The sequence below is a fragment of the Pedobacter kyungheensis genome, assembly GCF_000812965.1.
In the GTDB taxonomy this organism is placed as follows: Bacteria; Bacteroidota; Bacteroidia; order Sphingobacteriales; family Sphingobacteriaceae; genus Pedobacter; species Pedobacter kyungheensis.
Map to the genome: position 1 here is coordinate 25,154 of NZ_JSYN01000022.1, position 15,074 is coordinate 40,227.

General features: G+C 40.4%; 9 protein-coding genes. All 9 read right to left on the reverse strand.

Features of this window, described 5'->3' with window-relative positions; translation table 11 throughout:
- Nucleotides 1-73 precede the first annotated feature (73 nt).
- Complete coding sequence (locus OC25_RS17980) at nucleotides 74-2,362, reverse strand: GH92 family glycosyl hydrolase (RefSeq protein ID WP_039478915.1); 2,289 nt, start codon at nucleotides 2,360-2,362, stop codon at nucleotides 74-76.
- Between the two features lie 38 nt (nucleotides 2,363-2,400).
- Complete coding sequence (locus OC25_RS17985; protein WP_039478917.1) at nucleotides 2,401-3,072, reverse strand: basic secretory protein-like protein; 672 nt, start codon at nucleotides 3,070-3,072, stop codon at nucleotides 2,401-2,403.
- A gap of 176 nt (nucleotides 3,073-3,248) precedes the next feature.
- Nucleotides 3,249-4,229: a basic secretory protein-like protein gene (locus OC25_RS17990; RefSeq protein ID WP_052266295.1), complete on the reverse strand. Its 981-nt coding sequence runs from the start codon at nucleotides 4,227-4,229 to the stop codon at nucleotides 3,249-3,251.
- A gap of 78 nt (nucleotides 4,230-4,307) precedes the next feature.
- On the reverse strand, nucleotides 4,308-5,279 hold the full coding sequence (locus OC25_RS17995) for a hypothetical protein (protein ID WP_052266296.1): 972 nt from the start codon (nucleotides 5,277-5,279) through the stop codon (nucleotides 4,308-4,310).
- Between the two features lie 60 nt (nucleotides 5,280-5,339).
- Nucleotides 5,340-7,166, reverse strand: a complete 1,827-nt coding sequence (locus tag OC25_RS18000; RefSeq protein WP_039478919.1) for a RagB/SusD family nutrient uptake outer membrane protein — start codon at nucleotides 7,164-7,166, stop codon at nucleotides 5,340-5,342.
- A gap of 10 nt (nucleotides 7,167-7,176) precedes the next feature.
- A complete protein-coding gene (locus OC25_RS18005) occupies nucleotides 7,177-10,380 on the reverse strand; it encodes a SusC/RagA family TonB-linked outer membrane protein (RefSeq protein WP_245222050.1) in 3,204 nt (1,067 codons plus the stop codon).
- Nucleotides 10,381-10,497: 117 nt separating this feature from the next.
- Nucleotides 10,498-11,058 (reverse strand): discoidin domain-containing protein, encoded by a 561-nt coding sequence (locus OC25_RS18010; RefSeq protein WP_052266297.1) that lies wholly within the window; start codon nucleotides 11,056-11,058, stop codon nucleotides 10,498-10,500.
- 794 nt (nucleotides 11,059-11,852) lie between these two features.
- Entirely contained in the window at nucleotides 11,853-12,728 is an 876-nt protein-coding gene (locus OC25_RS18015; RefSeq protein WP_039478922.1) for an ROK family protein, read from the reverse strand.
- Between the two features lie 68 nt (nucleotides 12,729-12,796).
- Nucleotides 12,797-15,064 carry a GH92 family glycosyl hydrolase gene (locus OC25_RS18020; protein WP_039478923.1) on the reverse strand — a complete coding sequence of 756 codons (2,268 nt, stop codon included), beginning with the start codon at nucleotides 15,062-15,064 and terminating at the stop codon, nucleotides 12,797-12,799.
- Nucleotides 15,065-15,074: the final 10 nt, after the last annotated feature.

The window sequence follows — 15,074 nt, forward strand, 5'->3', positions numbered from 1 at the left end:
CTCGTTTGGGCAGGCTGTGTTTTAAAATTTCCATTGAGCAGGTGTTTACTACTCAATGGAAAGGTAAAAATAATTATTTTTCTGTTGATAATGAATACGGGAAATCAGCCGGATTTGATCCTCGGGTTTTGTTTGGAGAAGCAGTCATGTTAAAGTTTAACACTGCACCTTTTTGCATTCCACTGTGGCTGATCCAGTTTTTGGAATATGGCTTACCATTGATCTGCAACGATTGTACATAACGGTTGTTATCGCTGTTTGCAGGCGCGTTAATGACTAACTGCTTTCCGTTTTCTAAGGTAACGGTTACTTTTTTAAACAAAGGAGCTCCCAAAACATACTGATCTGTAGCAGGTGTTACCGGATAGAAACCCATTGCCGAAAACACATACCAGGCTGAAGTTTGTCCGTTATCTTCATCTCCGCAATAACCATCAGGTGTTGCTTTATACATTCTGTTCATGGTTTCGCGTACCCAATATTGTGTTTTGTAAGGTGCACCACCATAGTTGTACAGGTAAATCATGTGTTGGATCGGCTGGTTTCCGTGTGCATACTGACCCATGTTAGCAATCTGCATTTCACGGATTTCGTGGATTACACCACCATAAGCACTTTCATCAAATACCGGAGGCATAGAGAAAACTGAATCCAGTTTGGTTACAAATTTCTGATGACCGCCCATAAGTTTGGCTAAACCATCAATATCCTGGAAAACCGACCAGGTGTAATGCCAGCTGTTACCTTCAGTAAAGGCACCTCCCCATTTAAACGGGCTGAACGGACTTTGGAAAGTTCCATCCTGGTTTTTACCACGCATTAAACCCGAAGCCGGATCGAAAAGGTTTTTATAGTTCATTGCCCTTTTCTTGTAAATATCAATCTCAGACGCAGGTTTACCCAATGCTCTTCCTAACTGGTAAATGGTAAAATCATCGTAAGCATATTCTAAGGTTTTAGCTGCATTTTCGTTCTTTTTAACATCGAAAGGTACATAACCCAATTCGTTGTAATATTTAACACCATCGCGGCCAACTGCTTCCATCGGGCCTTCGTTGTTGGCACCATGTTTTACCGCCTGCCATAAGGTTTCGATATCATAACCACGCATACCTTTGATGTAAGCATCAGAAACTACCGAAGCAGAGTTATTACCTACCATGATATTGGCGTAACCCGGACTGCTCCACTCAGGCAACCAACCACCTTCCTTGTAGTCGTTAATTAAGCCTTGCTGCATTTCTTTGTTGATTGACGGATAAACCAGGTTTAAGAAAGGATATAATGCCCTGAAAGTATCCCAGAAACCTGTTCCGGCAAACATATAACCTGGTAACACCTGACCGTTATACGGGCTCCAGTGTACAATCTGATTTTGTGCATCAATTTCATACAATTTGTTCGGGAAGAACAAGGTGCGGTACATAGCAGAGTAGAATGTACGGGTTTGATCGATGGTACCACCTTCAACAGCGATTTTGCTTAAAGTTTTGTTCCAGGTAGCCCGGCCTTTTGCTTTTGTAGCTTCGAAAGCATCATTAGCCAATTCTCTTTTCAGGTTTAAATCTGCCTGCTCGAAACTGATGAAAGATGAAGCCACTTTTGCAATTACCTGCTCGCCTTTTTGGGTAGCGAAACCGATAACAGCACCAGCATGATCAACTGTAAGCTCTAAATCTTTATCGTTTAATTTTTTATCATCCCAGGTTTTAGCCAGTTTAAAATCTTTGTTAAAATAAATTACAAAGTAGTTTTTGAAATTTTTAGGCAACGGGCCACGGGCATACTTAGAAGTGTAACCGATAATTTTTCTTTCGGCCGGAATGATTTTAATATAAGAACCGCGATTTTGTGCGTCGATTACCACAAAAGAGCTATCGGTTTTAGGGAAAGTAAACCTGAACTGTGCTGCTCTTTCGGTTGGCGTGATTTCAGTAGTTACATCAGCATCGGCCAAATAAACACTGTAATAGTAAGGTTTAGAAACCTCTGCTTTATGGCTGAACCAGCTTGCGCGGTCATCGTCAGTAAACTTTAATTTACCGGTAACAGGCATTAAAGAAAATGCGCCGTAATCGTTCATCCATGGCGAAGGCTGGTGGGTTTGTTTAAAACCGCGGATTTTATCGGCGTCGTAGGTATAGGCCCATCCATCACCGCTTTTTCCGGTTTGTGGCGTCCACATGTTCATTCCCCAGGGCAAACCAATTGCCGGGTAGGTATTTCCGTTTGATAATGCCGGTTTGGATGCGGTTCCCATCAGGGGATTTATCCAGTCAACCGGATCTGTAACCTTACCTACGGTTTGTGCGAAGCTGGTTGTTGCCGCAAAACCCAATAAGGCGATAAATAGTCGTTTCATTTGTTTTGTCCGTGTTTTTATATGCGTGTAATTATTATTTAAACTTGCGAATTTTTAACATAATCTGCCCAAAGTGCATCTAAATCTTTTCCTGTTAATTTTGTCCAGACTTCTTTGGTATAAGTATGGTCTCTTAGTGAAGCATCGACAGCTTTAATAGTACCAGGCTTTACATTTTTCTCCATCCAGGCAAAAAATGCAGCGGTAATGCGATAGCTGTTTTTATAGCTATGCTCGGGCTTTAAAGCTGGCAACGACCATTTGGCCCCGGCATTATCAACGCCAAATTTATAGCGGGCATAATCGGCAATTCCTTCGGTTAACCAACCCGGGCCAACACTACGACCGTAATCCTGTACAATGTGCATTACCTCGTGGGTTACCACATCAATATCTTCCGGGTGTTTAACCATCCAAAGCGAGCTGAATGTTACTTTACCATCGGCAGTTGCCGCAACACCTTTGTAAGCCGTATCGACAAAAAATTTCACCTCTTTTATGGTTGAGGGATTGTACTCTTTGGCCAGTTTTGGATAAACTTCGAAAAATGTTTTAATCAAACGCTTTTTCAGTTGTAGATCAAGTGCCGTAAAATTACTTTCGAAAGATAAGGTGTAGCCACCTTTTTTGGTAATTTCCTGAGCTTTTAGTTGTGCAGAAAAAGCTGAAATCAGCATTGCACAAATCGAAATGTTAAATATTTTTTTCATTTATCTGAGATTTATCGCTTTGGTTAGCACGTTTGGTCCTGCAAAATAAATATAATATGTAAAACGTTTTACTAAACGATCAAAAATTTTACTTTATTGATTGATTATTTTTACAATAGCGATAGAGAAGTCAAGTTTTTCTGAGCACGTGCCTATAAAATCTGACTTCTCTTCTATTACTTTTTACTGCTATAAGTAAGCGTTACTTTGTCGGCGGCTTTGCCATAATCTTCCCAAAGTTGATCGACGGTCTTTCCCGTTAGAGCTGCCCACGACTGCTCGGAATATTGATGCGCCCTTAACTGTTGATCAAGCGCTGCAATTAAACCTGGTTTTACATTTTGCTCTAACCAGGCGAAAAAACGTGCGGTAATGCGGTAACTGTTCTTATAGCTCTGCTTTTCGTTATAAGCCGGCAAACTCCATTTAGAGCCCACATTATCTACCCCAAATTTATAGCGCACATAGTCGGCAATGCCCTCGGTTAACCAAACCGGGCCAGCACTGTAGCCATAACCCTGTACAATGTGCATGGTTTCGTGCGTTACCACATCAATATCAGTTGGGTGTGCTTTCATATAACCCGCACTGAAAAGAATCCGGTTTCCACTGGCTTCGGCAACTGCCTTATATGCAGTATCAACCACAAACAGCACATCATTTGTAGATTTGTTATTAAAGGTTTTAACCAAAGTAGGGTAAATTTCGAAATAGGTTTTAATCAGGTTCTTTCTAACCTCAGGATCTAAATCCGGATCTTTACTAATGAAGGTTAAAGTATAGCCTTTGTGCTTTTCTTTGCTGTAAGAAACCCAGTTTTTAGCAAATGCTGTAAACAATTCTTTTTCTATTTTCTTTTGCGATTTATTTTTTACCCATTGGCTGTTTACTTTAATTTCGCCAGCTTTGGCTTTAATGGTTGGAGTTTCGTTGGTTACAAAATCGAGCACCACATTTCTTTTGGTACGGTATCCATCTGCCTGGGCAAAACCTGGGTAAACGTTAAAAAAAGCGGCCTTTAGTTTGGCATCTGCAATGGCATTTGTAGCGCTATCAGGATCATTAATGGTTAACTTGTATCCCCTTTCCCTATTCTGTGCAGAAGCAGAAAATGCGGAGCAGTATACCAATACGAAGATTAGAATTTTCTTGATCATTTGTTTTATTTGTGTGTTGAGGATTAAAAAGGAAAGATTCAGCATAATAAGCCTGAACCTTTCCTGATAATTTAAAATTTAGTAGTTAATGTTGGGGAAATCAGTTTTAGCTTTTGCAAGCATTGGTGCCCAATCAGCTCCTTTTTCATCTTTAGGCCCAAAGGCGGTTAATGCCAGGGGCGCCAGATCTGCTTTAGCTGCACCACTCCAAAAGTGGATAAACTCACCAAAATTCATTTTCCTTGTATATTGCTGATAATTTTTTCCCTGCACTGTAATGGCCTGTTTAGGAAAATGTAATGATAATAAAGTAAAAAAACCATTTAGCACTTTGGTTTTTCCATAGTTCTCGTAAACTGGCAAAAACCAGTTTTTAAACCATTGCGTACCCGCCCGTGGGTAATTATCGGTTGTTGTCATCATTTTGTTCAACCAACGTTGCGCATCGGCAGGCCTGTTTAAGCCCAGATACACATCATATTGATAAATTTCCATCCATTTACTATCGTGCCAAATATCAAAAGCGGGAGATTCTTTTACTCCCTTTGATGCGCCCTCTACAATGTGACCAATCTCGTGGGTCGATAAATCGATATCGTTATCTACTCCAGCAGTCCATGCGTTTAAATCGTTAGAACCACAATCGGTTACGTTCCGGTAATCGTGGCCTGCATCGAGGTAAGTACCCGGATGGCCGCCACCATATTTACCGGCATGATAAATTACAAACAAACGGCTGTCATCACCAAATTTTCCGTAGACCTTTTTTGTATAGTTCCAGGCTTCGGCCATGTAGGTTTTGGGCCATGTAACGGTGGGTTTGACATCTCCATCATAGTAAACCACTACGCTGGTATCGTAATATATTCTGTTTAGCAATTGAACATGTTCAAACCAATGTTCTTTCCAGGTTTTAGGGGGTGCATCTGCAGGATCTACAGTTTCTATAAGTGGAGGAGCCGGGCTTACGGTTTCAACGGGTGCCTTTTTAGTATTGCATGCCAAAACAGCAAAAACAATAATGGCAAATAGTAAAGAAAAGTTTTTCATAGCCTAAATTTAGGAGGTTTAAAAAAAGCACCGGGTGTAATACCCGGTGCCTGAATGGTGTTACCAACCTGTATTTTGCACAATTACAGGTACTTTTTGGATTTCGCCACTTGGTATTGGCCACAAATAGTGTTTCTTTTGGAAAACCCTGTTTTCAGTTACAACCGGAATGAAAAATCCTGGGGCATTTTGCGTAATATTTAATCCCCTAATCTGGGTATCAGTTGTTTCTGCAATTTTCCATTCCCTGGTATAGAAATAACGATCTAACTCGAAAGCCAGTTCTACCCTTCTCTCTCTACGGATGGCATCTTTCATATCTGTTGGCACAGGCAAACCACCACTTCCATAAACCGGGATACCGGCTCTTGTACGGATTCTGTTTAGGTAGATTAAAATATCCGGATCAGAAGGATTTGATTCCTGCAAAGCCTCAATATAATCCAGGTAAATTTCTGCGAGTCTGATTACGGTAAAAATTGTTCTGCCACTTGTCCAGCCGGCAACAGTTAAATGTTTTCTGGACGTATAGCCTGTTTTAGTATAATCATTATTAGCAATAGCACTTTTACCTGCATTACCGTTAAACTCAAAACTGGTAACAATATTTGATGATGGGTTTATCCATTTACGGCCACTGTAGGTAATATCAGCATAAAAGCGTGGTTCGCGGTTAACATACATATTACTAATGTTTCTGCTAACGCCCTGATCATTCGGATCTGGTGCCTGATAACTTGAAGTTCCATTTGCCGAATAAGTAGGGTCGCTTTCTATTGGCAAACCATTTGCAGTAAAGAATGCGTCGACTAACTGTTGAGATGGAGACAAGAAAGAGCCACCTTTATCTCCACCGGAGGCACCACTGTGGTTAGGGGCTAACGAATATTGATAGAACGTTACATCGCCACCTCTACCAAAAATAACCTCCGAATTCCAGCCATTCAAAAACACATCCCTTGTGGCTATAAACGCCCTGTTAAATGCAGTATTTGGTAAACCTGACGGTGTTGCGGCAACCGTATATAATGCGTAGCCAGAATAATTAGGATTGTTTAAAAATGCTTTTGCAGCTGTTGCAAGTCTTGTCCACTTTGCCACATTATAGGTCTGGCTAATCAGTTGTTTACCATCCTGATTTTTAAGATTGGCATAATCTGTATTGCCATTAAATAACGGGCGAGCAGCGGTTAATAACGCTTTTATTTTATAGGCGTCGGCTACAGCGGCATTAATATGGCCATAATCTTCATTAGCCTGTGGCGTAGCTGGCAGCCTTTGGCTAACGGCTTCCAATTCGCTTACAATATAGTCAATGCACTCATCCATCGAATTACGTGGCTTACTGATTTCGGCTAAAGGCGCGTCTGAAGCAATTGGATCATTGCCTAATAAAACAACAGGTCCGTATTGCCTTACTAAATAGTAATAATAAATGGCTCTTAGTGCTCTTGCCTCATTATAATAACGATTTACAATGTCGATACCCCCAATATTACAATCGGTACATTTCGTTACATTGGCCATAAATGAACTGGCTGCCTGTATGCCACGGTAATAATTTTGCCAGTGGTAATTTACTTGCCCGCTGGTTGCATCCCAGGCACCTGAATTCACATTTTCAGTAAAATTGGGTAACGTGTAGTCTGCTTCATCGGAAGCTGCCGTCCATGGGCCTATGTTCCCGCTTGCAGAGGCAGAACGATCCTGATTCTGATCGGGTAACGTTGAATAAACATTGGCCAAAGCCTGGTCAACAGTTGCTTTTTTCTGATACATCTGATCGAAAGTTAACCGATCATCAGGTACCTGATTTAAAAATTTCTTACAGCCATAACTACCTGCAATAAGTAATGCTCCGGCGGTATATATTAATATTTTTTTCATTCCTTTTATTTTAAAAATTAGCGGTAAGACCTAAAGAATAATTAGATGTTAGCGGATATCTGGTACCATTGTTGGTTAACAGTTCAGGATCCCAAAGCTTAAATTTGCTGATGGTAAATACATTGTAGCCAGTTGCATATATCCTTAAGCGCTTAACGCCTAAAGATTTAATGCCATTTTTAAGGGTGTAACCTAAATCCGCATTTTTCAATCTTAAGAAACTGATATCCCGTTTCCACCAGGTACTTGACTGATAGTTATTGTTGTTGGTACCTCCATAAGATAAACGCGGGTAAACTGCATCCTGACGAGGATTGGTGGTAGTCCAGCGATCGGCAGCAACGGCCAGCATATTACCCAAACCGCCCGAATTGGCAAATGATGGAATGTTTAACAAAATATCTGCATTATCCTGCCCCTGAAAGAACAAACCAAAATCGAAGTTTTTATAGGTTAAAGAAAAACCAAAACCATACGTTGTAGTTGGCACATCACCTCTGCCGATTACAGTTTGATCGAATGAATCGATCTTGCCATCACCATTCAAATCTTTGTACTTAATATCGCCTGGCATTAGCGTTCCAAATTGTGTCGGACTTGCATTAATTTCTGCCTGGCTGTCAAATAATTTCTCTGCAATGTAACCCACGCGTGTAGCAGCCAATACATTTAAGCCACGTTGTTCCATCCACGGATAAGGCTTTGGTGCCTGATCATTTTCAATCACCTTATCTTTATTGAAAGTAAAGTTGGCCCTTAAATTAAGCGACCAGTCTTTACCAAACTGCGCATCGTACTGTAAAGTACCATCAATACCTTTATTTTCTACAATACCCAGGTTACCAATTGGGGTGTTTGCTAAACCAATATAATTTGGAACAGTACCTCTTTGTATAAACTGATCCTTTCTTCTTTCTTTAAAGAAATCGACAATTAATGATAAGTTGTTGTTTAGTGTTTTTAATTCAAATCCTAAATCCTGCTTACGTGTTTCGGCCCAGGTTACATCTACTCCGTAAGCGGTTACGCCTAAACCACCTGGCGAAATGTTTCCGTTTTGCCCGAATGTATAACCACTTGCGCTACCCACTTTTGTTAAATAATAGAAACGGTCGCCTTCGCTACCCGCGTAACCAGCACCACTGCCGCCACTACCTACTATACCATCAGAATAACGGAATTTAACCATCTGAAAAGCATTTTTAAGTGGCTCAAAAAACTTCTCGCTTGACAATAACCAACCAATACCCAATGCCGGGAAGAAACCATAACGTTTATCTGGTGCAAAGTTTTCTGAACCATTGTAACCAACATTAAACTCGAAGAAATACTTATTGTCGTAAGCATAAGTAGCACGACTGGCGATACCTTGCAGGCGGTATGGAAGAGAAAGGGTTAAATTACCTGCAAATGGTGTTGTATTATCGTTTTGGTTATATAACAACAAACCAGTTACTGCATGTTTGCCAAATGTACGGTTATAGTTAATAGCGGCCTCAAAATACATTTTTTTATCACCACCATTTCCGATACCGTAGTTCAGGAAATCCTGTCCCTGCAATACCAAACCATATTTATAACCTGAAGCAGGATTTCCTGCAACGAGGTAAGGATCGTTGGGGTTTATCCTGTATATCGTTTCACGTTTCGTTCTGGCTATAGAATTGTTGTTGTTTACGTCAAAAGAGAACATTGTAGTAACCGACAAACCGGGGGTTAGCTCTTTTAAATCCTGAGTTAAACGAAGATTAGAATACAACTGATTGTTATAGCCAACTCTGTAGCCGTTTCTGGTAATATCTCCGTAAGGGTTACGCTGATCAGCCTGTGGACTTATACCTGGTAAACTACCATTTGGATAAAGAACAGGGAAAGAAGTTGGGTTGATCAGGAAAGCCTGACTAAAAATATCTTGTGCCCCTAAGTTACTTGGATAGTTACTTTGTGCCAAAATACCTTTGATACCCAAATCCATTTTAGTAGTTCCGGTGATATCCCAGTTTAAATTGGTGCTTACGTTGTAACGGCTAAAATTTTGCTTAACAGCTGAATTTACCGCTTCATCGGTTTTAAACAATCCGTCTTCGCCATAATAGCCTAACGAAACATAATATTTGGCATTGCTAACGCCGCCCGAAAGATTAGCAGTTGCCGATCTGTTTCTACCAAAATCGTTGTAGATGGCGTCAAACCAGTTCACATTTGGATAAAGAACCGGATCGGTACCTGCGGCAGTTTTTTGAATGGCATCTATTGAATATGCAGGGGTAAAAGCGCCTGCTGCACCTCCCCTTAAATAATCAGAATACTTGGCCTCATTAGCTAAGTTCATGTAATCTACCCCGTCAATCAATTGCGGTTTTTTGGTAAAACGACTTATCCCTTCATAATACTCTACATTAATTCGCGGCGACCCTGTTTTTCCCTGTTTAGTGTTAATTAAGATTACACCATTGGCACCACGAATACCGTATACCGCCGTTGCAGCAGCATCTTTTAATACGGTGAAGTTTTCAACATCGTATACGCTGATATCATTTAAATTACGGTTAGGTACCCCATCAATAATAATAAGCGGACCTCTGTCGCCTGATGTTAGCGACGATATACCGCGAATGAAAATATCAGATCCGGTTGCACCTGGCTCCCCATTTCTGGATACATTTACCACACCAGGGATACGACCAGCCAATAACTGGCTCATACTCGAAACCGGTTGTTTTAATTCGTCGGCCTTAACCGATGATTGCGCACCAACCAGACTTTCTTTTTTCTGTGTTCCAAATCCTACAATTGCCACTTCTTGCAGGTTAGCACCGGTTGTTTCTTTTAACCGGATATCCAACGTGGTTTGCGTGCCGACAGGAATTTCCTTTGTATCGTAACCTACGTATGTTACAATTAAAATAGCATCCTGATTTGGAACAGTAATGGTGAAGGCTCCATTAACATCGGCAGCAGCACTTGTAGAACTGCCTTTTACTTTTACGCCAGCTCCAGGCAGTGGCAAACCTGCCTCATCTTTAATAATACCGCGAATCACAATATCAGCCTTTGATTGATTGATTGAAACGGTAGTGTTTATATTAACAGCAGCAGCATGAGCCGTTGCATAAAAACCACTGCTTAGGGCTAGTGTAAAAACTACAGCCTTAAAAGCACAATTTTTAAGCCTGAGCCTGCCCCCAGTTAAATTTGTATTTTTTTTCATCATAAATTTTTTATTTTAACAGATATACTGTTATTGGTCTGTTTGGTTGGTTGAAAATTATAGCCCATCCATTTAGTGTGGACGAATAAATTTTGATCTGTCTTGATTTACAGAAATCGATTATTGTTGTTCCTCGGGTACCTCAATTACTCTCCACTCTGATAACTGGAATAAAGAACCACCATTATTTAAAGTAACACTAAGTCTGTAATATTTATACAATACCTTATTTTTGAAGTTGTATGTTTTGGTTAAGTTACGGCCCGAAAATGTTTCGCCCGTTCTGGTATCGAGGTCTACCCAGTTGCTACCATCAGTAGAACCACTTAGTTTCCAGTTTTTAGGATCCCTGTCAGGAGCATCGCCACCGGATGTTAAAGTATAAGATGCAACTTGCTGAGCTGAAGGGAAAGTTAATTGCATGTAAAGACTTGCCTGATAGGGATTGATCAGGAATTTTGAGTTGATGTCGTTATCAATCAACTTTAAAGATCCTTCGCCAGCCGATGCGCCACCCGAATTTTCGATGTTAACCGTGAGTGCAGCTTTTGCCGTCACATCGACTTTGGCCTTCCAGGTAAAAAGATCCACTGCAGGGTATTCTTCTTTACCACATCCAAGAAGTAAAACTGCAGCTAAGCATAGCCCGACAGCGCCCCTTGTCATTTTTAAAACAGTCATAATTAATTTAAGGTTTATTAGTTAGTAAAAGTGTTATAGTTTGCGGCAGTTTAATAAACAGTATAGCGCATTGATTAAAGGGGAAGTAAATTGTACAATAGTTTAACTGCCAATTCCAATAGCCCAGGCAAGAACTCGTTTCTGATTATTTTCTGACCTATAATGCCAGTTACTCAGATTGGTACTGTATACGAGATACTTCCAGGCATTTAGCTTAGTTAAACTCTGCCTCCTTTTTCAGTACCAGAAGCACAGCGCCTGCCAGTTAACGGCTAAAGTTGGTTTAGTCGTTTTTTTGTTTGGTATTATTGGTTGTTTAGTTTGGTTGTTTGTTTGTTTTTCGCTGAGAACGATAAATAATGATGGTGATGTAAATTTTCTTCTTATAGGCACTCCTTTGCTTTTAAATGAACAGATAATGTTTTTTATTAAACTAAAACGTTTTAGTAAACCCTTATAAAAAAAAGCTTCAATGCTATTAAAACTTCTTGCTAAGGCCGATAAAAGATTGAGTGCCAGGGAGGAACAACCCTATAAGCACAACTAAAACGTTTAACTAAACAATTATAAGCATATTCTTGCAATTCCAAAATTATTTTTGACTTTTTTTTAAATAAAAGCGCTAAAAATGTGATTCATCACCTACTTAGCATTAGAAGATACAACCTGAACACCGATATTGCGTAACCAACCTGAAATGAGGGAGAAAAAAGAGAAAAATTAACTACAGAATTGATAAAAAATCGTTAATTCTGTAGTTAAAATCAAATTAGTTGCATTTTTTAAGCAGAAGTTTAAATTAAGCTTAAATCGCAGCAACTTGCGGCACCAATAAGGGCTGCATGTTCTTTCAGTTCCGATATTTTTATTTCCGTTTCGATGCCATTTCCTTTCAGTGTGGCAATTAGTTCAGGTGCAAAGGCATTAAACGACTGTGCGATATTGCCACCAATAATTACGGTATCAATTTTATGTTGTTTAATAATCGGAATTAAAAACTGCGCCAGGTTGTTACCAAATTCCATAAAAACCATGGTTGCATGGTGATCGGTTTCTACAATCTCGACCAGCTCTTTAACCCCTGCCACCACCTTACCACTTAGTTGGTTAAAACGTTTTACGAACCAGCGCGTAGATAAGTAATCTTCTGCAATTCCGTCTAAAAACGCTGAGTTCCAGAGGTCAGCATCAAAGGCTTTATAGTTGAGGCAAAGCGATGAACCTAAACCGGTACCCAATGTTAGCCCCAATACACTTGCATTTCCTTTGGCTGCGCCTGCAAAAACCTCTCCTTGTAAAAAGCCTGCTGCATCGTTTATAAAATGAATATGATCAGTAGGAATATCCAATCTTTTAGAAAGTTCTTCTTTAACATTAATCTGATAAAGTGATTTAAACTTATCCTGTTCTTTAATTAACGAAATGCCTTCACTGTAATTAAACGGACCTGGCATGGCAATACCTACACTGCGAACGCCATTTTTAACATTTTTAAAAGCCTTATCGATAATATCGCACCATGCCGATAAAATCACTTCTTTACTCTCCTGCGAATTCACAGGGCTACGCTTGATAGAATCTTTCACCAAAGTTCTTGTTTCTAAATCCACCAATGCGGCCGTAATATGCGAGCCGCCAATATCTACACCTAATGCAACAGGCTTTTCCATTCTATATTTTATATTTCTTTATTGTTCTTCGTACTTTTTAATAATTTGCAAAAGTAGCAAATCATTATCTATTTGCTAAGTGAAAATGGCTTATCTTCAGCTAATAACCCTCTATTTAACGAAGGTTTAACATTCATTTCTAATTTTAGCAACCCTCCTTTCAACAAATCGCTGTGATTGATGAAGTTTTTGGTAAAGTTTTTACCATTAAGGGTGGCCGATTTAATGTAAACATGGTTCGCATCATTAGCTGCTGCATCGATCACGAATTTTTTACCATTTTCTAAATTAATGGTCGTTTTTTTGAATACAGGACTTCCCAAAACATATTCGCCTGTGCCTGGGGTTACGCTATAAAAGCCTAATGCACTTAACACGTACCACGATGAGGTTTGCCCCTGGTCTTCATCACCCGGATAACCATTTTCGGTAGCATCGTAAAGTTTACGCATCACCTCACGGGCATAAAACTGCGATTTCCAGGGTTGGTTGGCATAATTGTACAGATACACCATGTGCTGTATAGGCTGGTTGCCATGGGCGTACTGCCCCATATTAGCCATCACCATTTCAGTCATTTCGTGTATCATGCCACCGTAGGTACCTACTTTTACTTTATTGGGCTCACTAAAAACAGAATCGAGTTTACTGGTAAAATTCTGGTATCCGCCCATCAGGTCAATTAAACCTTTGGTATCCTGAAAAACCGACCAGTGATAATGCCAGGCGTTGCCTTCGGTAAAAGGCCCACCCCACTCTGTCGGGTCGAAATTTGGTGACCATTTTCCGCTTGCATCTTTACCGCGCATAAAACGAGTAGAAGCATCGTAAACGTTTTTGTAATTGTACATGGGTTTCTCAAACACCTCCATATAGCGCTTATCACCGATCATTTTGGCTAAATGGTAAGCACAATAATCATCGTAAGCGTATTCTAAAGTTTTAGCCGTTGCCTCTCTGTATTTTGGATAGGGCACATAACCCAGTTCGTTGTATTCTTTAACACCATCCCTACCATTTGCAGGTCCCCAAGGCCCTTTATTCATGGCTTCGTGGTAATAGGCATCCAATGCTTTTTTAGGATCGAATGTTCTGATGCCTTTTGCCCAGGCATCGGTTAATAACGAAATGGCATGGTTTCCGATCATGCTTCCGGCTTCGCTCGGGAAAGACCATGAGGGCAACCAGCCACATTGCTGATAAGCATCGAGTAAAGCCTGCACATAACGACCATGCATTTCGGGTTGCACCAATGTATTTAATGGGAATTGTGCACGAAAAGTATCCCAAAAACCGGTATCGGTGAACATATAGCCATCGTGCACTTTGCCATCGTAAGGGCTAAAATAGTATGGTTTACCCGCTTCATTCAGCTCGTAAAACTTTCTCGAAAACAAGCTTGCCCTGAAAAAGCAAGAATAAAAAGTTTCCATATCGGCTTTAGAACCGCCTTCAACTTCAATTTTACCAAGTGATTTATTCCATACCGCAGCGGCATTTGCTTTGGTATCTTCCAGCGTTTTATCGCTACCCAGTTCTCTTTTTAAATTGAGTTCGGCTTGTTTTAAACTGATATAAGACGAAGCCGTTTTAACCTGTACTTTTGCTCCGGCTTCGAACTGTACAAAGGCACCTTTGCCTAAGCCCTCGGCCATGGTAGAATCGGCTGAAACGGTATTGTTTTTGTTTTCCCAGGTGCCGTATGATTTAATGGGCTGATCGAACTGGATTACAAAATAGCTTTTCCAGCCTCTTTTAAATCCTTCGCCGTTATTTACCCAACCGGTAATTTTATTTTCTTTGGGAAAAATCTGTACGCCGCTTAACCGGTTGTAACCATCCAAAACCAGGAAACTTCTTTTACTTTTCGGATAGCTGAAACGCAGATGTGCCCCCCGCTCTGAAGGTGAAATTTCGGTCGTAATGTCGTTTTCGAACTTTACTTTATAATAGTTTGGTTTGGCTATTTCATTGTTATGGCTAAATTTCGCTTCACGTTTGTTTTCATCAACTACCAGCTCATCAACCATTGGCATTAAAGAAAATACAGCATAATCTCTGGTCCATGAGCTACACTGGTGTGCCTGCTGAAAACCCCTTATTTTATCTTTAAAATACTGGTATTTCCAACCGTCGCCATTTCTGCCGGTTTGGGGTGTCCAGGTGTGCATGCCAAAAGGCAATGCGGTTGTGGGGTAAGTGTTGCCACGGGTCAGCTCATGCTTGGAGTTGGTTCCCTGCAAAGTGTTTACATACTGTACCCAGTCTTTTTGCTGTGCCAATAACCCCTTGGCAGAAAGGCAAAACAGAACGGATGCGATTAATTTAATTTTCATTGTTTGTGTG